The sequence below is a fragment of the Streptomyces rimosus genome (assembly GCF_008704655.1).
Taxonomy (GTDB): domain Bacteria; phylum Actinomycetota; class Actinomycetes; order Streptomycetales; family Streptomycetaceae; genus Streptomyces; species Streptomyces rimosus.
The window spans coordinates 864,835-885,542 of sequence record NZ_CP023688.1 but is presented as its reverse complement, the minus strand read 5'-3'; the positions used below and the strand labels follow the sequence as shown (position 1 = coordinate 885,542).

The following is a 20,708-nucleotide window of genomic DNA, read 5'->3' as shown; positions in this document are numbered from 1 at the left end:
GCCCGAATCAAAAGGAGCCAGCAGCAGGATGGGAAGGCGGCGGCCCCGACCCGCTTCCGCACCGCCGTTCGTCAGCGGCGAGGACATGGCCGCGTAAGACCAGCCGTCTCACCCTCCCGGGCCGTATCGACCGCAGTCGGTACGGCCCCGCTGCGCATCCCAGCTCAGGCTGCTGCCCATTCGATGCCCATAAGCCCAGCTTCACGACCACCGGATCGGTTGCGCTGTCGACCGTGATCTCCTCGGCGTGTCTGCGCGGCACCGGCCGGTCGGCGCCCTCCCGGCCACCCACTGGGCGAGGGCTGTCAGGCTCCGCTGGAAGGCATGCCGCGCCTTGCCTGGGCCCTTCCCGCCGCCCGCCTGGCCGCCGGTGCGGGAGACGGCTCCTCGAGCGGCTTGATGCCCAGCGTGGACAGCCGCTCCTGCTGCTCTGTGATGGAGCAATGGTTGTGAGAGTACTGGGTGGCTCTGGACTGGTGCCCCGGCATTTGGTTGGAATTTGGAGCTAAGAGGGTGTCCTACGTGGTGAGCTGGGCAGGTTTCTCGTATGGCGAGCAACCGTTGGGGGTGGATCGTCCCGGACGGGTTATGGGAGATCACCCGGCCGCTGCTGCCGCCGCCACGTCTGCGACCTCAGGGCGGCGGAACTGCGAACACCGACGATGAGGCGGTGTTCGCCGCGATCGTGTACGTGCTGGTCTCCGGGTGCGCCTGGCGGGCCCTGCCGCCGTGCTTCGGCATCTCGAAGTCCACCGCCCACCGTCGTTTCCTGATCTGGTCCAGGGCCGGGGTGTGGGGCCGCCTGCATCAGCGGGTCCTCGACCGGCTCGCTGGCCGCGGCCTTCTCGATCTGACCCGCCTGGTGCTGGACACCGCCCACGTGCGGGCGAAAAGGGGGGCGAACTTACAGGTCCGAGCCCCGTGGACCGGGGCAGGCCCGGTTCCAAGATGCACATCCTGTCCGATGCGGCGGGACTGCCCCTCGTGGTCGGCCTCTCGGGCGGCAACACCGCCGACAGCGACGGCCTCAAGCCGATGATCGGCGGCTACCAAACGAAACACGACCCCGAACGCGGGCGGAACTACCCGGTGGGCAAGGTGCATGCCGACAAGGCATACGACCGGCCGCACCTGAGGCGATGGCTGCGCGGACGGCGCATCGCGGTCCGTATCGCCCGCATCGGCGTCGAACCCAGCGACCGCCTGGGCCGTCACCGGTGGGTAATTGAACGAACGTTGGCCTGGCTGTCCGGCTACCGCCGGCTCAACCCGCGATACGAGCGCCACCACGACAACTACCTGGCCTTTCTCGGCCTCGCCGCCGCCATCGTCTGCCACAAGCGCCATGCCCAGCTCACCACATAGGACACCCTCTTAAACGTGATATGGCCGAGGGGTCATGCACACGAGGGCGTAATGATTCGCGTGATGATCGTCGATGACGAAATTCTGCTGCGGACGTGTATGCAGCGTATTTTGGAGTGCGAGCCGGACATCGAAGTACCGGTGGTCTGCGACGGGCGGGACGTACTCGAAGCGGTGGACACCCACAGGCCCGACGTGGTCCTGCTGGACCTCAGGATGCCGGACGTCGACGGGCTCACCGCTCTCGAATGGATCCGCTCGCGCCCGGCTCCACCCACAGTCGCCATCCTCACGACGTTCCTGACCGACGAGGACATCGCCGCGGCGCTGCGCTCCGGCGCGGCCGGCTTCCTGATGAAGGACGCCACACCACAAGAACTGGCCCACGTGGTCCGGGTGCTGGCCGCCGGCGATACCGTACTGTCCGCTGCGGCGGCCCGGATCGTCATCGACGGTTACCTCGACACCGGCATGCGTCACGACGAACCGGACCCGCGCCTGGGCACACTCACCGAGCGCGAGCACCAGGTCCTCGAACTGCTCGCCGAAGGACTGACCAACGCGGAGATCGGACGCCACCTGCTGCTCAGCGCGTCCACCGCCAAGGAGCACGTCAGCACGATCCTGACAAAGCTGGGCCTGACTAACCGGGTGCAGGCCGCCGTGGTCGCCCACCGCGCCGCGGCCGCCCGGAGACGCCCACTGGCCACCCCGCCGGGACCCGCTGAGCGATCGGGGGAGCCTGGGGCGGCACGGGGCGGATCCGGGCCGACAGCACACCCCCCTCACCGCCACCACCCCACCCCTCGGAGACCAGCACCATGACCCTCGGCAACGCGATCTACGACCAGAAGCTGGCGAACGTCTACGACCGGATGTACCCGATCGGCGAGGACACGGACCAGGCGGTCGAGTTCATCGCCGCGCACACCCCGCCGGGCGGCCGCGTCCTCGAACTCGGCGTCGGTACAGGACGGATCGCCGTCCCGCTCGCCAGGCGGGGCCTGACTGTACACGGCCTCGACGGCTCCGAGGCCATGCTTGCCGAGCTGCGCAGACGTGATCCGCAGGAGACGGTGACCGCGCAGCTCGGCGACTTCACCGAAGAGGGCACCGGCCAGGTCTTCGACACCGTGACCCTCGTCCTCAACACCTTCTTCGTGGCCATCACGAAGGAGCAGCAGCTCGGCTGCCTCCGCCTGGCCCACGAACAGCTCGTCCCCGGCGGCCGTTTCATTCTGGAAGCGTTCGACCCGGCGCCGTACCACCACCTGCAGAAACCCGACTTCTCTATGCGGCACCTGGACGAGCGGGCCGTCATGCTGGACACCCTGACCGTGGACCGCTCCCAGCAACTCATGCTCTCGACCCACACCATCGTCGACGGCGGCGGCGCCCCGGAGACCCGGAAACACGTACTGCGCTACGCCTTCCCCTTCGAGATCGACCTGCTGGCCCAGCTGTCCGGCCTGCGCCTGGTCGACCGCTCGGAAGACTGGCGGGGCACGCCGTACACCGCCTCCAGCCTGCGGCATGTCTCGGTGTACGAACCGGACACCCACTCCCCCTGGCCGTCAGCCACCGCCGGCTGACGCACCGGCGCGCTCTTCCCGGCGGCAGGGCGCCCGAGCGGCAGTGCGCTCGACGAAAACGGTAAGCTGAACCCGGCCATGGCCGACGAAATGGCCGCCATCCGACTCATCTTGAGCTGAGGGTCGGCTGGAAGCACGGCCGTGGGCGCTGGGCTTCAGCGACATGTGCCTGCTACTAAGCGTTTTGTCCCGTCTCGGTACGAAACGGTATTCCGCCTTTGCCGTCCTGTGAGCAGGGACTGACGAGCCAGCGCATCGGGGGGGCGTCGGAGGGCCGCCGATGGCGCACCGTGTGTGGTCGCGCCCCCGACATCGTTGTCAGAGGCGCGGCCTGTGCGGGGCATATTTCTACTGGATGCGGTGAGGGCCAGAGGGGCGCCGCGTGCCGAGGCGTGTGGGCGTCTTATGGCGTGTATACGGCGTCACTGCCATACAGCTCCCTGGTGAACGCGGAGACATCGGTGCTGCGGTCGGTGCCGTCGAGGTTGTAGGTGAGGTATACGCCGTATCCTTCGCGGACGGTGCGGCGGGCGAGGCTGGCGGCTGTGCTCTGCGAGGTGCTGCCGATCGCGACGGCCGCCGGGGAAAGCTTCGTCTTGGGCAGGGCGATGCCGGGGACGCGCCAGGTGCCGTAGTACGGGTTCCAGGCGTAGTCGAACTTGGAGGAGATGTTGACGCCGCCGTAGGAGAGGCGCGATGCGGACGGGCCGATGTTGTAGAGGCTGATGATCTTGTCCGGCATGTTGGCGCGCAGCGCCGTCACCAGGTGCACGAACGAGCTGCTGTTGGGCCGTCCGGTGCCGTTGGTGCCGTACTTGGCGTACTCGTCGTCGAAGTCGATGCCGTCCAGGCCGTACTTGGCCACGGTGTCCGACAGCTGTTTCGCGAACGCCGAAGCCGCCTGCTGCGACGGGAAGTTGGCGAAGCCCGCGCCCTGGTGGTTGCCGAGCACCGAGAGGGTGACCTTGAGGCCTTTCCGCTGCAACGGCCGAACCTCGGTGGCAACGTTGTCAAGGACGCGCTGCACGTTCTCGTTGAAGTGCAGGTACGCCGTCTTCGTGTCCGTGTTGTAGTTGATGTTCGCTGCGAAGATCACGGCGACGTCGAAGACGTTGCCGCCGCCGTTGGCGAGGGTGTACTTGCCCACGTTGAGCATGCTGTGGTCGTTCACCTCGACGTAGGCCACCGAGGTCGGCCCCTGCTTCCCGGGAGCGGGGGCGGGGGCCGCTGCCGCGCCGGTCGGGGCGGTCGCGCCGAAGGTGAGGGCCGCGATGGCCGAGACCGTGAGCGCGGCCGTCCGCACTCTGCGCCGTATCAGATGGAACATGGGGGATCGGTCTCCCGTCGTAGGGGCCGGCGCCCGACCTGTTCGATGCGCCGGGTGAGCCCTGCGAGTTCTACACCCCGCCCCGTTGTCCCGGAAGAGGTCCGCAGTGTGTGAACACCGACGAGGTCACCGGCGGAGCGAAAAATGCCGTACAGGGGCCGCCGGGGCCGACGCGCCTTCGGCCGCGGACGGGACGTCGACGGCCGCGCCGAGCCCGCCAGGTGTTTCGCTGCAACGCGACCATTGCGCGGTCGCGCCGCAGAGAGGGAGGCAGTAGGCGCCTTCGAGTCCCGCCCCCTTCCGGTAACCTTTACTTACCAGCTCCGGTAAGTAAAGGTTACCAAGGAGGTAGTGTCATGAATCCGGCCCCTCAGCAGGCCCTTGAAACGGTCGGCCGGGCCCGCGACACCGAACTGGCGGTGCGCATCGCCAACAAGGCCCGCGCCGCGCTCGCCCACGAACGCACCGCCTTGGCGGCCCTGGCCGCGGCCGACGCCGGTGCCTCTCACCGCGCCATCGGCGCGAAGCTGGGTATCTCCCATGTCGCCGTCGGCGCCCTGGTCGCCAAGGCCCGGGCGCTTCCGCCTCTCGTGGAAGGGCGCGCCGGCCGCAGCCCGCTGCACATCGCCATGCGTCACGCCGCCGGCGAGATCGACCGGGACACCCTCGTCGAGGCGCTGGCCACCTGGCCGCCCTTCGCCCCGCCAGACACGCTTCCTGTGGGACTGCCCGACCACGGAGCCGCGCTGCCGGCACCGGGCGCCTTCGACGAGGTGCACGACGCACTGGTCCACGGCTACCTCGACGAAGACGTGTACGACGCGATCCTGCGCCGCCGCGCTGAGCAGCAGTAACACCCGGACGGAGTTCCCTGGCGCACCCGGAGCAGGTGTCCGCCCGCCGCCGCACCCGAGGAAGCTGCAGCCGCCGTGGAGGACCGGCTGCCCGAAACCTTGATGACGGCACAGCCGTGGCGGTGATCGCGTGACGACAGAACTGAGCGGCGACAACCTCGCGCGCCAAAGCCCGGCCCCCACCCGAGCGGCGGACAAGGATCCTCTCCGTACCGCTGTGCAGCCTGCTGTCCGGCGGCATCGACTCCACCGTCCGGGCTGCTCTGCTCGCCGGCGAAATCCGTCTGCACGGGGGCCCGGACGCTCGCATCCGCTCGTACACCGTCGACGACAGCGACCAGACCGGGAAGTTCACCAGCGACGTGCTGCGCGCCGGCCACGACACCCCGTAGGCCACCGGGGCTGGCGCCTTCATCGCCACCGACCACTCGACGGTCGTTCTCGACCCGAGTGCCGCAAAGCGGTCGTCGTGGCAAGGGACTCACCGATCGGCGTCGGCGACATGGACACCTGGCTCTACCTCCTCTTCGGAGAGATACGGCGGCATTCCACCGTCGCCTTGTCCGGCGAGGCCGCCGACGAGGTCTTCGGCGGCTACCCCTGGTCCCAGTGCCAAGGCACTCGCCGCTATGGCATTGCCCTGGCTGCTGGCCACCGGTGACGAGGCCGCCATGCCGCTCGACCACGGACTCGGCCTGCCACGTCGACGAGTTTCGCGGCGACACCTACCGCAGCGCGCTGGCTGCCGTATCGCACCTGGACGACGAGGTTCCTGTCGGGCACCGGCAGCGCGAGATGCAGCACATGTTTCTCACCCGCTGGCTGCGCCAACTCCTGCACCCAAAGGCCGGTTGAGTATGGCCCAGGGCCTGGAAGTGCGCGTGCCGTACTGTCACCACAGGCTCGTCCAGTACGCCTTCAACGTCCCCTGGGCGATGAAGAGCTACGACGGCCGCGAGAAGAACCTGCTGCGCGCCGCCGGAGCGCGGCTGGTGTGGCGCGAGCGCGTCACTTGTCGCCCGTGCGTTGGCCCAGGGTTACCTGGGCGGTGTGCTCCTTGCCGTCGCGCTTGTAGGTGAGGGTCACCTTGTCGCCCGGCTTGTGCTGGTAGATGGTGCTGATCAGGGTGGGGCCGCTGTCGATGATGGTGTTGTCCAGCTTGGTGATCGTGTCGCCGGGCTTCAGGCCGGCCTGGTCGGCGGGGCCCTTCGGGGTGACCGAGGCGGAGCCGTCGGCGCCGCCGTTCTGGGCGGTGGTCGCGCCGTCGCCGGTGTCGCGCATCAGGACCTGGGCGCCGATCTGCGGGTAGACCGGCTGGCCCTTCTTGATCAGGTCGCCCGCGACCCGCTTGGCCTGGTCGATCGGGATGGCGAAGCCCAGGCCGATGCTGCCGGACTGGCTCTCGCCGCCGAAACCGCCGCCGCCGTTGCCCGCGGACTGGATGGCGGAGTTGATCCCGATGACGCTGCCGGTGGCGTCCATCAGGGGGCCGCCGGAGTTGCCCGGGTTGATGGAGGCGTCCGTCTGGAGGGCGCTCATGTACGAGGGGGTCGCACCGCCGCCGTCGCTGGAGGCCACCGGGCGGTTCTTGGCGCTGATGATGCCGGTGGTGACCGTGCCGGACAGGCCGAAGGGCGCGCCGATGGCGATCGTCGCGTCACCCACCTGGACGTTCGCGGACTTGCCGAGCGGGAGCGGCACCAGGTTGGCGTCGGAGGGGTTCTTCAGCTTGATGACGGCGACGTCGTAGCCCTGGGCCCGGCCGATGACCTCGGCGTCGTACTTCTTGCCGTTGGAGAACGTGGCGGTCAGCCGGCCGCCCTGGGCGGCGCTCGCGACGACGTGGTTGTTGGTGAGGATGTGGCCCTGCTTGTCGTAGACGAAGCCGGTGCCGGTGCCGCCCTCGCCGGTCGCGCCCTGCGCCTCGATGGTCACGACGCTGGGCAGCGCCTTCTGCGCTATCCCGGAGACGGAGGTGGGCTTGCGGTTGAGCGCCTCGGGGTCGCCGGAGGCGGAGACCGTCGTGGAGTTCGTGTCGTTGCGGTTGGCGGCCCAGAAGCCGATGCCGCCGCCGATGCCGCCGGCCACCAGGGCGGCGACGAGCACGGCCGCGATCAGACCGCCGTTGCGGCGCGGACCTGCCAGCGGGGGCCGGGCAGGCGGGTATGCGCGATCGTGTCCGACCGGTCCGTAAGTGATGCGGTAGCCGCACAGGGCGCATTCCTCGGTGACCATGACACCGTCCTGAAGTTGGACGCGGTGCTGTTCGGGCGGACAGCCGTGTGTCGCCATGGTCGGAATCATTGCTCGTTGCCCGGGCCGCACTGCGTTCGCACAGTGCTCGGAACGGGCCAGCGCCATTTTCCTGCTGTCAGGCAGCGGGGCCAAGGCCGGCCGCCATCCGTGGTACATGAACATGTGTTTCCAGGCGGTGTGGTGCGCCGCTGCTCCCGTCCGGCAGCGGCGCACCTGCTGACGGGGCCGCTGGGAGCCGGCCCGGTCAGGTCAGCGGCGGCCCCAGTGCTTGGTGTCGACGACGCGGTGGTGGTCGTTGCGCAGGGTGGCGGTGTCGCGGTGGTTGTCCCAGACGTAGTCGCGGCGGTTTTGGAAGACGTCGCGCCAGGTGTCACGTCCGTGGCCGGTGTGCACCCGCACCTCCTGGTGGCCGGCCAGGCGCAGGTGGTGGAAGCGGTAGGTCTTGTGGGTGCGCTCGCTGGTGAGCGTCCAGTTGTCGAGGTTGACCGCGCGGCGGCTGGTGTTCTTCACGGTGACCCACTCGGCGTTCAGCGACCGGTTGGAGCCGTCGTCACGGCCGGGGGAGTCGGCCTGTACCGCGCCGATCAAGACGGGGGAGCGGTACGCGGCCGGCGGGGTGTGGGCGCCGGTGGCGGAGGCGGGCAGCGCGGCGGCGGTGACCACGGCGGCCGCGCCGAGCGCGACGGCGGCCAGACGAGCGGAGCGGATCATGACGAACCTCCTGCGGACAGCCCCGCCGCGGGCGGGGCCGGTGGGAGCCGATGCCCGGTCTTGTGCCGGGCGGACTTCACTGTGCGCCCGCCCTCGCCCCCGTGGTTGAAAATCGGACTGCTCATTACAGAACACGGACATTTGCACAACCGCGGCGCGCTGGCAGTGCACGCCCCCGCGTGCGCCCGACGATCACACGCCCCCGCCACGCCAGCCCGCCCCAGGCTGTTGAGCTGCGGGATTCGACCAGGCCGGGAAGTCTGTCCCCCCGGGGGTGTGGCCTCCCGTACGGGCGTGGCACCGCGCCGAACGTCCGCCAGCGCCCCATCACGCCGCTCCCGTGTTATGGCCGCGCCGCAGGTGGACTCGGCCGCTTCATCGAAACTGGCTCCGACCGGCCCGGTGGGGCGGGCGGTGTGCGGGCGCCCGTCCCACCGGACGGTGACACGGTGCGCTGTCCCCGAGCGTCAGTGCGGCAGTGAGCCGACCCGTGCGCGGGGCGCCTGCCCGCCTGGGTGGGCAGCAGACTCCGCCGGACGGGTGCAGTCGACTTCGCCCTGCGACGGCCCGGGAAATCGGCGGTGCCAGAGCAGCCACGCGGACGGCTACACAGTTTCTGGAACACTGTGCCCTGGGCGGTCGGGAGGGCGTCGGCACTGTGGTGCCCGTTGGCGTTCGAGACTGCTGCGGGCGCTGGGGGCAGGCGATTTGGGAGCACGCGTCGATGAACCGACGGCTGTTCTCGATCACCGCTCGGGCCGTGCGCTACCGTTCACCGGCGACCGCGGGCGACGGTCAGGCGCTGCGGCAGGGTCTTCCCGTGTCCCTGACTGTCGAGTTCGCCGAAACGGCACGGCGCCGCCTGTCCGCGCTCCCGGGAACCCGCCGGCGGTGAAGGGCGCATCGTGATGATGGGGCACCTTGACGGCTCGCTGGCAGTGGCCCTCGTGCCGGTCGCGGGTGGCGTGCGGTGTGCGTCCGGTGGCGTCAGGCCGTGCTGTGGTGCGAGGGGTCGTTGGGCTGCGCGGTGCGCTCCGCCTCATCCTGGACGAGCAGGGTCAGCAGGGAGGCCACGGTCAGGCCCATCCCAGCTTCGGCCGGGTGGCGCAGCACCTTGCCGGTGGCGATCTCGTAGGCACTGCCCGGCCCATGAGGTGCGCGTCTTGTGCGCCGACGAGCGCACAGGCGAGGCGCTACGCGGAGAACTCGGCTTACCCTCCAGCCCGTTGGTCGAGCGCGCACTGCGCGACGTCCTGCGGCGCACAGTCCGCCATCTCGACCTTCATCTCGCGGTGCCGTTCTGCGACTTCGCCGGGCTCAACATGCTGTTGCGCCCGCGTTTGCGCGCCCTGGTGCACAACAAGACCGTCACCATCGCCTCCAGCAGTCCCGCCGTCGAGCGGCTGCTGGAGGTGACCGACGCCCGCAAACTGGTCACCGCACCGGCCTGCGAACTCCGGCAGGCCACCGGCCCTGCCATCCACGGGCCGAACACCTCGCACCTACGAGCCGCCGAGGACTGGTCCGAGGAGGTCACGCATCTACGCCGTGCCATGCAGACTCGCCCGGCCATCGACCTGGCCCGCGGCATTCTGATGGCCACCTTCAGTCTCACCCCCGAAGCCGCCTGGGCAGCCCTGGTCAACACGTCCCAGAACACCAACACCAAACTGCACCGCCTGGCCGAGGACCTGGTCAACAGCGTTCACGGTCCCCTCCTGTCGGAGAACGTCCGCGGGCATCTGGGCGCTGCCGTGGCCAAAGCCAAACAAACCCCACCGAAGCCGGACGCCGGGCCTGCCCCGAGGAACAGCGTGCCCCGCAGTGGCGCATCGCAGTCGGCCGGTGACCCCTGCCCGGCGACATCCGCCCAGCGGCTGAGACGGCGACGCCTCGGGGGGCTGCTGTCGTAGCACGGGCACATACCGCACCGGACCGCTGGTCATAACCCTTGGAAAACCATAGTGAGGGTGCCGTTCGATTGGGTGTCATGACCGGTGTGTCGAACGATGCTTGCTGTGAGCTGTGGAGCCACGCACCCCCGGCTGCCTCACGTGCCTGTCACCAGGTCCGGGGGTAAGGCTCCAGGTGTTCCGGCAGGTCAGGGAAGAGCGTGCTGGGCTCGGCGCCCAGGTCTACCTGATGCCAGGTGCGGCCGTCTTGGGCCAGGGCGCGCACCGCGGCGGCACGGCCTGCAACGGCCCGTAGGAGCGGGGCGGTTCCAGTCCGTTCGATCAGTTTGCGGACGGCCGGGCAGGGGCCGGCGAGCAGGAGTTCGCCGCCGACCGAGCGCAGCCGCATGGCCTTGCGGACCAGGATCGCCAGGGCGTCGATGGTCATCCGGTTTACTGCCGACACATCGACGATCACGGTCGGCACGGTGGCGCGGCAGCGGATGGCAGCAGCTATGAGGCTGACCGTCTCCCACGATCCGTCGGGAAGCGGCAGGAGGTGGTACTGGGCGGGTCGGGGCAACGAGATCTAACCTTCCATACGCCGAGTCGAACGCCTCGAACCTCCGGGAGCGTCGTGACCCCAACGGCACAACGCGCGCTCCGTGCCGGGGACATACCCATTCGTCGCCGCTCTACCCCTGTGGCTGCGACGTCTTCGCGACCGCCCTACAGATCCACATCAGGGAAGAGACACAGGCTCAAAGGAATCACAGGGCCCCGGCCAGCTCCAGCACGCTGAGCCCGTTCCGTTCGGCGAGGCGGCAATCGAGTGCGGCCCGCAGGTTGGCGTGGTCGGCGACCGCCGCGGAACCCGCGCGCACAGACGGACGCAGCCCTGAGCGAGAGGAGACGATGGGCGTGAGCATTTCGGAGGATGAGGTGGTGCGGTGAAACAGGCCAGCACCCGGCTTACCGCCGGACCGATGGGGACTTGCAGAACCGGGCGGAGCCCGGCGAGGTTTTTCAGGAGGGTTGCGGGCCGGTGATTGGCCGGTATCGCCGTATCCTGGGGGGCGATCGTTTTTTACACTGTCCGCTACCAGGAGCAGTGGCCGCTTCAGTGGCCCCGGCGGTGCTGTGTGCCTCGCCCCGTACTTGCCCTTCCGCACCAAGGAGGCCGCGATGGCGCTCCTCGATCTCCAATCCCTGCCTGTGCGCGGTTCCGGCTGCCTCGGCGACAACCCGGGTGCCGCCGCCAGCTCAACCAGCATGGTCCATTGCTGCAGTTGCGCAAGCATCGTTTTGTGTAACTGACGCCGCGCCGGGCCGGGCGCCCTGCGCCGACGGACTCTGTCCGGCCTCGTAACCCAGGACTGCACCAGGCGGAACCAACCGCGGCCGTCATCCGGCTCTTTGCCATGCACCCTGCCGTGCCCCGGAAAGCCCGTGTAAGCGGGCGTGGGCTTGGAGATATCGAGGGGCTGCGCGCTCGGCGACGGCGGGAAAGGACGGGTGCTGGCGCCGTCCCCCCACTCGTTGTCCACCCGAAGACCGTACTCAACGGGCAGCGGAGCGCGGGAGTGAAGTGTTGGTGCCGCGCCCGCCACGCGGGAGACATCACCCAGGTCGGCTCCATCTGTTCGAGCTCCGGGGGACGGTCGCGAGGTCATCGCCACATGTGGCCGTGGGCGGCCATGGCCGGTTCTCTGAGCGAGGCGCGTTCGTCCAGCCGTCCCTGGCCGTGCTGCAGCAGATGGCCGGTGTGCGGATGGCGCCAGACGGTGCTGCCGGTGGTGTCGGCCCAGAAGATGCTGTAGTCGCCGTCCGGTGCCACGGCCCAGGCGGCGTAGGCGTCCACCGTGTCCCAGCCGGCGAAGGCGACGCCGCGCAGGGTGCGGGCGGGTACGGGGGCCGGCTGTGACCAGTGCTGGGCGGCGTCCTGGGAGAGCGCGCACCATACGGCGCCGTTTTGGTCGGGCCAGGCCAGCAGCAGGCGGTCGGCGCGCCCGGCCCCGCTCCGGCCGACCACCGAGGGCCAGGAGCCGGCCGCGCTCTGGGGTCCGGGCAGGATGTTGCGGGGGTTCCATACGGTGCCGTCGGGGGAGGGGCACAGGCGAATCGTGCGGTCGCGGCCTGCGCCGGTGAAGGACAGCCAGGTGCGGGTGGTGTGGGTGGTGGTGGCGCTGGGGCGTGAGGAGGTCATGGGCCAGCCGTTGAACAGCGCCTGCCCGGGTATCCAGAACCGGCCGTCGAAGGCGGCGTGGAACAGCCGCTCGTCGGCGCCCGGCCCTTTCCAGTACAGATGCAGTCCGTGGTGGCCGGCGACCAGGGCGGGTGAGTGGCTGGAGTGGGCGCCGGGGACCGCACGCGGTCGGCTCCAACTGGATCCGTCGCTCACGGCCCACCACAGTGCCTGGTCGCGTTCGTCGCGCCAGGCCAGGTGGAGCAGGCCGCGCCAGGCGGCTAGTACTCCAGTGGGACTTCACCATTCCTGCTGGTCAGACGCGGTCTTTCGAGCCTAGCGGGCGGACGGTGCCCCGCGGGCCGGTTCCGGGATGTCGTCGTGGACAGCGGGGCGGAACGCTCAGGCTCGGGGCATGATGGCGGACTTTGTCACGGGACGCTGGAGCGCCGAGCTCGAAGACCTGTTCTTGCGGGTGAGCGGAAGGTTCGGCCGGGTCGAGGTGCGGCGTCGGATGCGGGATTACGTGCGGGGCCTGCTGGGCCCGGTGAGCCGCAAGAACAGCTGGCAGCTGGCCGAGTACGCCGGTCACAACGGCCCCTACGGCCTGCAGCACCTGCTGTCGTGGAGCCGGTGGGACCCCGACGAGCTCCGCGATGACGTGCAGAGTTACGTCGCCGAGAAGCTCGGCGCCCCGGGCGGCGTCCTGATCGTCGACGACACCGGGTTCGTGAAGAAGGGCACCGTCTCGGCCGGGGTGCAGCGGCAGTACTCCGGCACGGCCGGACGGACCGAAAACTGCCAGATCGGCGTCTTCGCCGCCTATGCCTCCAGCCGGGGGCGGGCGCTGGTGGACCGGGAGCTGTATCTGCCCAAGTCGTGGATGAACGATGGGGACCGCTGCCGGGCCGCCCGCATCCCCGCCGAGCGTGGCTTCGCTACCAAGGGGGAACTGGCCCACACCCTGGTCCTGCGGGCGCTGGCCTCGTCGCTGCCGATCGCCTGGGTGACCGCCGACAGTCTTTACGGGCAGGAGTGGCGCTTTCGTCACCTGCTCGAGCAGGCCCAGGTCGGCTACGTGCTCGCGGTGCCCAAGTCCCAGCAGCTGAAGTCGCTGTTCGGGATCTGGCGCATCGACCAGGTCATTGCCGATGCGCCGGACGACGCCTGGCAGATCTTGTCCTGCGGCGACGGTGCCAAGGGACCGCGCGTCTACGACTGGGCCGCGGCGAAGCTGCCCGCCAACCTCGTCTTCGACCCTGATCCGCCCACGCACGAGCGGTGGGTGCTGGCCCGACGCAGCCTCAGGCGTCCCGACGAGATCGCCTATTACCTGGCCTACGCGCCCGTTGGCACTGCCGTTGAAAGGCTGGTCGGTGTCGCCGGCTCCCGCTGGGCGATCGAGGAGTGCTTCCAGGCCGCCAAGGGCCAGTGCGGCCTGGACCAGTACGAAGTGCGCCGCTACCCAGGCTGGTATCGGCACATCACCCTGGCCATGCTCGCGCACGCCTTTCTCGCCGCCATGGCCGCGGCCGCGGTCAAAAAGGGGGCGGCCGAAACGACACAGCCGGCCTGGCCCCGCTCACCGTGGCAGAGGTCCGGCGTCTGCTGGCTGCTGTCCGCCCCTGGCCGGCGCACCGCGGTGGCGGCGCACTGACCTGGTCCCGTTGGCGCAGACGCCACCAGGCCATCGCCCGCGCCTGCCACTACCGCAGACGTGTCCGCGACTGACGCGGTATCCCGGAACCGGCCCGCGGGGCACCGTCCGCCCGCTAAAAGTTGTCCCGTAACTGATGGGGCCGCTGGGACGTTGATCGGGGCATGGGTGGGGTGATGTCAGCAGACGATCCGAAGTGGATCGAGCCGTTCACCGGGCTGAGTCCGGCACAGTTCAACCGCCTGGTCGCGCTGGTGCGTCGTCGTGGCGGTGACGTCCAGCGAGGCCGGCCGTGGCGGTTGCCGCTGGAGGACCGGGTGTTACTGGTTGCCACGTACTGGCGCACGAACCTCACGTTGCGGCAGGTCGCGCCGCTGTTCGGGATCTCCAAGTCGGCCGCGGACCGGATCCTGGACCACCTCGCGCCGCTGCTGGCGATCTCACCGGCCCGCCGCAAGCGCGAGGACACCGTCTACATCGTCGACGGCACCCTGATTCCCACCCGGGACCGCAGCGTCGCCGCTTCCAGCAAGAACTACCGGTACTCGACGAACCTGCAGGTCGTCATCGACGCCAACAGCCGCCTGGTCGTGGCCGTCGGCGCTCCCCTGCCCGGCAGCCGTAACGACTGCCGGGCCTTCACCGAGTCGGGTGTCGACATCGCCTGTCGAGGCGTTCCGGTGCTCGCCGATGGCGGATATCAGGGCACCGGCCTGCTCATTCCTCACCGCCGTCGACGCGGGCAGGAAACCCTGAGCCCGCAGCAGGAAGCCGAGAACAAGGTCCACCGCAAGGCCCGCGCACGCGTCGAGCACGCCCTGTCCCGCCTGAAGAACTGGAAGATCCTGCGGGACTGCCGCCTCAAGGGCAGCGGCGTTCACCAGGCCATCCTGGGCATCGCCCGCCTCCACAACACAGCCCTCACCGGATAATCCCCACCCCATACGGGACAGCCTTTAGGCTCGAAAGACCGCGTCTGACCAGCAGGAATGGTGAAGTCCCACTGGAGTACTAGGGCCGGGCGTTCCATCGATGTTGCGCCGAGCACCTGTTGTTGTGGTGTCCAGGTGGTCCCGTTGCGGGTCTGGGACCACCACAGTCCGGTATCGCCCAGCGCGCCTCGCCAGGCCATGTACAGCGGCACACCGCCTCCTGCCCGAGGCTCCGTACGGGCCCGACCACCCGCATCACCAAAGATGGCCCGGCATCCGCCGGCGTTGCCCGGATCGGCAGATGTGCCCCGTGCGGCTTACGGGTCTGGAGGTGCTGTCGGTGCCTTGGCCGGGGGCCCTTCCGGCGGGGTGGGGCGTGACCGGGGCGGTGTGCGGCGGCGCGCGTGCGCCCGGGCGTGTGCGCCTGGGGGCGGCGGAGCGTGGGGGAAATGAAGAGGTCCATGTTGCGTAATGGCCCGTCAAACCGGCAACCACCCGCGTCCGGGTGGTTCCACAGTGGTCTTCGTCCGGCGATCGGTCGGCACTTGGGTACTACCCGCCCCGTACGTCGGGGCGGCCTTCTGGAGGATCACGTGATGCGTTTCGTACCGCGTCTGGCCGCTGCTGTGGCGGTATCGGCCGCCCTGGCCACCGCCCTGGCGGGTCCGGCGTCGGCCGCCGGCCACCAGCTGCCGGTCGGCCACCGTTCTCCGGTCGTGCTGGGCGCGGTTCAGGCCGACAGTCCCGGACGGGACGACGGTTCCAACCGGTCGCTGAACGCCGAGTGGGTCACGGTGAAGAACACCGGCCGCCACGCGGTCAACCTCACCAGCTGGACGCTGACCAGCCGGCGCACCCACGCCACCTACCGCTTCCACCTGCGCCTGGGAGGCCACCAGCAGGTCCGCGTGCACACCGGCCGCGGCCACGACACGATGCGCGACGTCTACCAGGACCGCCGCACCTACGCGTGGGACAACCACCGCGACACCGCCGTCCTGCGCAACGACCACCACCTCATCGTCGACACCAAGCACTGGAACCACCGCTAACAGGCCAGAGCCGGCACCGGCCCCGGGTGTGCCGCAGCCGAGGGGGCTGCGGCACACCCGGGGCCGTACTCCCGCGCGGCGGCACGCTGCGGGGCCAGGACGCTGGCCCCGCAGCATGCACGGACGGAAGCAGGCCACGCAGTCACAGCAGGTACCGAAACTTCACGCTCCCGGGGGCTTCCCGTACCGCTGGGGCCTGCCAGTCTGGTCATGTCCCCGCACTCCCGGAGGCCGCGATGTTCCTGTCTTCGTCTGCGCTGCGGCCGACGGTGGCCGTGCTGCTGGGTACTGTGCTGCTCACCGGCTGCAGCGGCGGCAACGGCGGTGGGTCCGCCAGCGGCAAGCACCGTGAGAGCGCCGGGGCGTCCGGCGCCGCGCCGGTCCGCTCGGCCGCTTCCGGGAGCGGCGGTGCCGCCGCGTCGCTGATTGCGAAGGGGCCGGGCCCGCAGGCGCACTATACGGTCCAGGCCCAGCCCGCTCCCGGTATGTGTCACTACCGCACCGTCCACGGCCAGCCCCTGCAGGACGCTTCGTGCACTCCGGGTGCGCTGAACCCGGACGTCACCCAGGCCACGCTGAAGACCACCGTGTGCCGTACGGGCGGCTACACCTCGAAGATCCGGCCGCCGGTGTCCGTCACCAGCGTCGAGAAGGCCGCGAACGCCCGCTCCTACGGCTACACCGCGGGCCTGCACGACGCCGAGTACGACCACCTCGTCTCCCTGGAGCTCGGCGGCGACCCCAACGATGCCAGGAACCTGTGGGTCGAGCCTCCGTCTCCTGGTCATACGCCCGGCAGCGGCCCGAACAACCCCAAGGACGCCGTGGAGAACAAGCTGCACCAGTCGCTGTGCTCCGGGCAGATCACCCTTGACCAGGCCCAGCAGGCCATCGCCACCGACTGGACCACCGCTTTGGCCACCCTCCACCTCACGTAAACGGCATCACTGTGGGTCGCATGCACCCAGCCCGGACATCTCACCAGTCCATCACCGGACCGAGGTGGATGCAGTGGCTGCCCAGGAGGCCGCGGCTGCGGAGGCACTGTGGTGATCCTTGTCCTTGCGGCCCAGACGAGGCTGGAGCACGAGTGTCGGCCTATGCGGGTACCTGGCGGGAGGGCCTGCCCCGGTCGTTGTGGTGCGGCGGGGTGGTCTGCGATGACGCAGCGACCGGCGGAGTGCGCGCAGGGCTGCCGCTCGCGCTCGGCCTGCGTCCCGGCCGGCGCCATGGAGATGCTTGGCCCCTGCCTGCTGATCGAGCGTCCCGGCATCGTGGCCGCCGCCCAACGCACGCTGTGCCGGCGCCGCCGTGAGCTGTTCGTCGTCGACCGCCTGGAGGCCGGCGGCACCCAGCGCACGGGGGGCTGGGCGGCGTCACGATCACCCGGACGGTCACGATGCTCAAGCCGGGGCGGCATGCTGCTGGGTGAGATGGGGCAGCTCGAGACCTCGCCGAGGCCTGCCGCGCCGACGGCCACTGGGACGACTGCTTTCTCACGGCCACGGCGCTGCGCATCACCGGCGGGGCCGGTTCCCCCGTCAGCCCGGTCGCTATCCGCTGATCCGGCTGCGGGGCCGTCGGGTTACGGTGGACGGCAGCTCGTTCGAGACATGAGGGTGAGGGCGAGGATGATGGCGGTGGCGAACACGGCGCAGGCAGCGGCGGTGCCCGAGTGGGTCGTGAAGTTCATGGGCGCCATCGACACGCTGGAGTTCGATGAGGGTTTCGCGCCGTTGACGGAGGACACCGACATGTTCTTCGGCACCGCGCACATCCACGGTATCGAGGCCATCAAGGCGTTCTTCGTCAAGATCGACGAGCCGCTGGTCATCACGCACGAGGTCCTGGAGTTCTGGACCGCGGGCGACGGTGTCCGCCTTCTGCGGGGAGAGGCCACCATGGCCAAGAAGAGCGAACCGGACCGCGTGGTGCGCGCCCCGTTCACGCACATCTTCTACCTCGCCGACGAGGATCCGGTGCGCGTTCGTGAACTGCGCTTCACCGCAGGCCCGTTGCAGACCGACGCGGTGATGTAGCCGCTCGCGCCGCCTGGGCGAGCTCGGGCCCGCAGGTGGCGCAGTCGCAAAGGTGCCATGCACTGCGGCGACCGTTCAGTGTCGTTTCTCGCAAGCAGCACTCGCCCCACCGCCGCTGGTCTCCCTGCGACAGTGCGACGAACACATCGGCAATGGAGTCCGCCCCGGGAGCCATTCTGCCCCCGAATCTCACAACGCCACCCTGCCGCAGGGCCGGCAAGAATGGCGCAGCCATTGAAGCGCTACTCGGGAAGCGAGACGTAGGCGATCCATCCGCCCGTATTGCGAAGTGGGTGTGAAAGCCAGTTCTGGGCCAGTGCGGGCGGGGGAGCGCTGATGCTGGTGGTGAGGACGGCGGTGGGTTCGCGGGCGGCTCGTCGGCGCAGCTCGTTCGGGGTGAGCGAGTGGTTGTTGCCCTGAAGGTCGCCGGAGGCGCAGCCGAGGTTGTAGCCGACAGGTTGTGAGTGGGGGCCGGAGACCAGACACGGCGGGTGGACTCCGAGCCGGCGCAGGGTGCTGGCGGCCTGTCGGTAGCGTCCAGAGAGGGCGGCTGCCTGGGCCGTTGTCTGGGTGAGGACGCCGACCTGGCTCGCCAGGTGGGCCAGAAACAGCAAGCCGATGGCGGTTGCGGTGGCCGAGCGGCCTGGGAGGCGGGCGAAGGAGGCAGCGCGCTGGCCGGAGTCGCGTTGTGTGCCTGCGATCAGTGTGGCGATCGGTGGTGCCAGCGGGGCATAGGCGGGCAGGAAGAAGCGCGGCGCGGAATAGTCGATGAGGAAGAGGTAGGGGAAGGCCAGGAAGCGCAGCAGGCCACCGGCAGGGCGGTGAGGGCGAGTCTGTGGCGTCGGCGCGCGGTGGACGCCAGCGCCGCTGCTGTGAGCAAGGGGAGGGCCAGCCACCACAGGACGAGCGCGGGGGCGTGCAGTGGGACGTCGCAAGGGCGGCAGAGAAGCGGCCCGTTGAGGCTGTGCAAGGCGCTTGCGACGCCGGAGGCGAAACCGTTCCCGGGCCCCATGCCGCCTTCGGTGGCGCTGGACAGGTGCAGCCGTTCACCGACTCCGCCGAAGCGTATATACGCTTCCACGACCCATTGGACGCTGCCGGACGCGACTCCTCCGATCACTGCGGGAGCGGCGGTCCGGTACGTGCGCACGCAGATGGCCGTCGCCAGGAGCGGCAGGGCGAGCCAGCAGCCATCAGGAAAGCGGAGGAGTATCGCGAGGCCGATGGCGCCGGCCAGCCACCACCGGGCGGACGGTTCCGCGGGGGCCCGCAGGAACCATCCGACCGCCGCGACGACCGCCAGTGCCTCCCACAAATTGGGGCATGACCTGGGAGCCGTTGAGCATGGTGGTCCACAAGCCGGCGAACAGCGATGCGGCGAGTGCGGTCGTACGACGGCCGAGCAGCGGCGTCCACACGCGAAACGCGCCGTACAGAGCCATTGCCGAGGCGAGCGCCAGCACCGTGCGCAGCAGGGTGACGGAGGGCGAGACGGCGAGGATCGGTGCGATCAGGAAACTGATGCCGCGTGAGCGCGGGGCGCTGAAGTAGGCGGCTGGTGTGCGCGGGTCGCTCTGGGAAACGTACACCGTCTCGTCCCAGCCGAGCCCGTCGCGGGTGTGCGGCAGTACGAGAATGACCTGGATCAGTGCATAGGCGAGGGCGACCACGGCGGGACTGGACGGAGCCACCCGAAGAGGGGGAGCGGCGCGGCCATGCGTGGTGTGTCTGTACCAGGTGTGCCGTCGGTGCGAGGCGCGTCCATACGGCTCCTTCCGATGCGTACGGATTCTCGCTCCATCGTGCGGGTGGCAGGAGGGCCGTGCCGGTCGTCCCGCCGCCAGGTGGAATCGACCGGTCTTCGGCTCCGCCGGGGATCGGGCTCAGTGGGACGGCCTTGGCGGGAGCGGCGGCAGCCGTGGCTCGGAGAGCCATCGGCACAGCAGCGGCCGTACGGGCCGGTCGGCGACCGCCTCGGCGTGGGCCAGGAACGTCTTGGTATCGCAGCTCCCGCCGCGGTGCGCGTCGTGCCAGCCGCGCAGCAGCGCGAAGAACCGCGCGTCGCCGTCGAGGGTGAGCCGCAGGGCGTGCAGGGTGCAGGCGCCGCGTACGTACACTCGGTCGTCGAAGATGCGGCGCGGTCCGGGCTCGGCCAGCCGCAGGACCCGGTCACCGGGCCCGATCCCGCACCGGACCAGCGCCCGTGCCCGCCGCTCGGACTCGGCGCACACAGGGACCGGTAGTCGAGCCGGGTGTCACCCGTATCGAGGGCCACGGCGTCGGGGTGGCGCGCCGCGGTGGCGTCCAGCACGTCGAGCAGGGTACGGGGCGATGCCGCGGGGGCGCTCCGGTAGATGGCGGGGCCGTCGGGCGGCGCGACGGTGGGCGGTTCGGGGTCGGCCGGCCCGTACACGGACCCGAGCAGGGGCGAAGACATCGGCAGCCTTTGTTCGACGCGGATGAAGCGGATGGAAGGATGTCCATGGACAGCTGCTTCTGGAGAGGTGCGGTCACCTGCGGGGGGTTCGCATGGCGACGTCAACATTCCGCAAATCGAACACCGGCTTCTGTCCGGCTCCGGCGCTTTCCGGCTGGTCCTTCGGCGGGCACACATTCGTGAGCTGGCCAGGCCATGGAAAAATCTTGACGTATACAGTGCACTGTTTTCGCGCCATGCACGCGCCGTACACCGGCGGTGTCATGTGAAGCCGGGGCTTGGCATTCTCCGGGCACGTGGAACGTCCTGCTGACCAGCGTGCTGGTACTGCTGATATTTCCCGTCTGGGCCGCTGCGATGTTCGCCCTGGAGGCGGACCGCGCATCAATTCGGGGCACACCTTTTCGAC

The 20,708-nt window shown here is 69.7% G+C and carries 22 protein-coding genes; 14 read left to right on the top strand and 8 right to left on the bottom strand.

Annotated features, from left to right (window positions below):
* The first annotated feature begins 547 nt into the window (after positions 1-547).
* The 3 genes from CP984_RS03585 to CP984_RS03575 all read left to right on the top strand — a co-directional run bounded on the left by CP984_RS03585 (position 548) and on the right by CP984_RS03575 (position 2,957).
* A protein-coding gene (locus CP984_RS03585; RefSeq protein WP_086026205.1) for an IS5 family transposase occupies positions 548-1,365 on the top strand; the annotation gives its coding sequence in 2 pieces (ribosomal slippage) (positions 548-890 and positions 890-1,365; 819 coding nt in all).
* A 51-nt stretch (positions 1,366-1,416) separates the two neighbouring features.
* Positions 1,417-2,190, top strand: coding sequence for a response regulator (locus tag CP984_RS03580; protein WP_003980775.1), 774 nt, complete (start codon positions 1,417-1,419; stop codon positions 2,188-2,190).
* Positions 2,187-2,957: a class I SAM-dependent methyltransferase gene (locus CP984_RS03575; protein WP_003980774.1), complete on the top strand. Its 771-nt coding sequence runs from the start codon at positions 2,187-2,189 to the stop codon at positions 2,955-2,957. Before CP984_RS03580 ends, CP984_RS03575 begins: the two co-directional genes overlap by 4 nt.
* A 403-nt stretch (positions 2,958-3,360) precedes the next feature.
* Here the strand turns inward: CP984_RS03575 and CP984_RS03570 are convergent, their stop codons facing one another.
* Positions 3,361-4,284, bottom strand: a complete 924-nt coding sequence (locus CP984_RS03570) for an endo-beta-N-acetylglucosaminidase H (RefSeq protein ID WP_003980773.1) — start codon at positions 4,282-4,284, stop codon at positions 3,361-3,363.
* Between the two features lie 356 nt (positions 4,285-4,640).
* Here CP984_RS03570 and CP984_RS03565 point away from each other — a divergent pair, with 356 nt between their 5' ends.
* From CP984_RS03565 to CP984_RS42925, 5 genes are all read left to right on the top strand, one after another.
* The gene (locus tag CP984_RS03565; RefSeq protein WP_053799566.1) at positions 4,641-5,138 is read left to right on the top strand and encodes a hypothetical protein; all 498 of its coding nucleotides are present in this window, start codon (positions 4,641-4,643) and stop codon (positions 5,136-5,138) included.
* 200 nt (positions 5,139-5,338) lie between these two features.
* Positions 5,339-5,530, top strand: a complete 192-nt coding sequence (locus CP984_RS42940; RefSeq protein ID WP_199820223.1) for an asparagine synthase-related protein — start codon at positions 5,339-5,341, stop codon at positions 5,528-5,530.
* A gap of 77 nt (positions 5,531-5,607) precedes the next feature.
* Positions 5,608-5,799 carry an asparagine synthase-related protein gene (locus CP984_RS42935; RefSeq protein ID WP_003987534.1) on the top strand — a complete coding sequence of 64 codons (192 nt, stop codon included), beginning with the start codon at positions 5,608-5,610 and terminating at the stop codon, positions 5,797-5,799.
* Entirely contained in the window at positions 5,796-5,993 is a 198-nt protein-coding gene (locus CP984_RS42930; protein ID WP_003987535.1) for a hypothetical protein, read from the top strand. The genes CP984_RS42935 and CP984_RS42930 overlap by 4 nt, the downstream gene beginning before the upstream one ends.
* Positions 5,994-5,995: 2 nt before the next feature.
* Positions 5,996-6,217, top strand: a complete 222-nt coding sequence (locus CP984_RS42925; RefSeq protein WP_391878551.1) for an asparagine synthase-related protein — start codon at positions 5,996-5,998, stop codon at positions 6,215-6,217.
* Here CP984_RS42925 and CP984_RS03555 read toward each other — a convergent pair.
* Together CP984_RS03555 and CP984_RS03550 are read right to left on the bottom strand one after the other, a co-directional pair.
* Positions 6,147-7,430 (bottom strand): S1C family serine protease, encoded by a 1,284-nt coding sequence (locus CP984_RS03555; protein ID WP_226048605.1) that lies wholly within the window; start codon positions 7,428-7,430, stop codon positions 6,147-6,149. The two genes, CP984_RS42925 and CP984_RS03555, sit on opposite strands and share 71 nt — an antisense overlap.
* Before the next feature lie 213 nt (positions 7,431-7,643).
* Complete coding sequence (locus CP984_RS03550; protein ID WP_003987177.1) at positions 7,644-8,105, bottom strand: lamin tail domain-containing protein; 462 nt, start codon at positions 8,103-8,105, stop codon at positions 7,644-7,646.
* A gap of 1,154 nt (positions 8,106-9,259) precedes the next feature.
* On the opposite strand from CP984_RS03550, the gene CP984_RS41890 reads away from it, so the two are divergent.
* Positions 9,260-10,018 (top strand): ANTAR domain-containing protein, encoded by a 759-nt coding sequence (locus CP984_RS41890; protein ID WP_324604675.1) that lies wholly within the window; start codon positions 9,260-9,262, stop codon positions 10,016-10,018.
* 148 nt (positions 10,019-10,166) lie between these two features.
* On the opposite strand, the gene CP984_RS03535 is transcribed toward CP984_RS41890, so the two are convergent.
* Both CP984_RS03535 and CP984_RS03530 read right to left on the bottom strand, forming a co-directional pair.
* Positions 10,167-10,580 (bottom strand): STAS domain-containing protein, encoded by a 414-nt coding sequence (locus tag CP984_RS03535; RefSeq protein ID WP_226048604.1) that lies wholly within the window; start codon positions 10,578-10,580, stop codon positions 10,167-10,169.
* A 1,086-nt stretch (positions 10,581-11,666) separates the two neighbouring features.
* Positions 11,667-12,398 carry a hypothetical protein gene (locus CP984_RS03530; RefSeq protein WP_226048603.1) on the bottom strand — a complete coding sequence of 244 codons (732 nt, stop codon included), beginning with the start codon at positions 12,396-12,398 and terminating at the stop codon, positions 11,667-11,669.
* A 199-nt stretch (positions 12,399-12,597) separates the two neighbouring features.
* Here CP984_RS03530 and CP984_RS03525 point away from each other — a divergent pair, with 199 nt between their 5' ends.
* The 5 genes from CP984_RS03525 (at position 12,598) to CP984_RS03495 (ending at position 17,862) form a co-directional block, all read left to right on the top strand.
* Positions 12,598-13,839 (top strand): IS701 family transposase, encoded by a 1,242-nt coding sequence (locus tag CP984_RS03525; RefSeq protein WP_003987480.1) that lies wholly within the window; start codon positions 12,598-12,600, stop codon positions 13,837-13,839.
* A 164-nt stretch (positions 13,840-14,003) separates the two neighbouring features.
* Positions 14,004-14,771 carry an IS5/IS1182 family transposase gene (locus tag CP984_RS03520; protein ID WP_030191976.1) on the top strand — a complete coding sequence of 256 codons (768 nt, stop codon included), beginning with the start codon at positions 14,004-14,006 and terminating at the stop codon, positions 14,769-14,771.
* 596 nt (positions 14,772-15,367) lie between these two features.
* Positions 15,368-15,823 (top strand): lamin tail domain-containing protein, encoded by a 456-nt coding sequence (locus CP984_RS03510; protein WP_003985711.1) that lies wholly within the window; start codon positions 15,368-15,370, stop codon positions 15,821-15,823.
* Between the two features lie 236 nt (positions 15,824-16,059).
* Positions 16,060-16,761: a hypothetical protein gene (locus tag CP984_RS03505; protein ID WP_003985712.1), complete on the top strand. Its 702-nt coding sequence runs from the start codon at positions 16,060-16,062 to the stop codon at positions 16,759-16,761.
* A gap of 693 nt (positions 16,762-17,454) precedes the next feature.
* Positions 17,455-17,862 carry a nuclear transport factor 2-like protein gene (locus CP984_RS03495; protein WP_003985713.1) on the top strand — a complete coding sequence of 136 codons (408 nt, stop codon included), beginning with the start codon at positions 17,455-17,457 and terminating at the stop codon, positions 17,860-17,862.
* A 242-nt stretch (positions 17,863-18,104) separates the two neighbouring features.
* Here CP984_RS03495 and CP984_RS41885 read toward each other — a convergent pair whose 3' ends face one another.
* From CP984_RS41885 to CP984_RS03485, 3 genes are all read right to left on the bottom strand, one after another.
* Complete coding sequence (locus CP984_RS41885; RefSeq protein WP_226048602.1) at positions 18,105-18,476, bottom strand: hypothetical protein; 372 nt, start codon at positions 18,474-18,476, stop codon at positions 18,105-18,107.
* Between the two features lie 579 nt (positions 18,477-19,055).
* Positions 19,056-19,532: a hypothetical protein gene (locus CP984_RS41880; protein WP_003985714.1), complete on the bottom strand. Its 477-nt coding sequence runs from the start codon at positions 19,530-19,532 to the stop codon at positions 19,056-19,058.
* A 213-nt stretch (positions 19,533-19,745) separates the two neighbouring features.
* Positions 19,746-20,093, bottom strand: coding sequence for a hypothetical protein (locus CP984_RS03485; RefSeq protein ID WP_003985715.1), 348 nt, complete (start codon positions 20,091-20,093; stop codon positions 19,746-19,748).
* Positions 20,094-20,708: the final 615 nt, after the last annotated feature.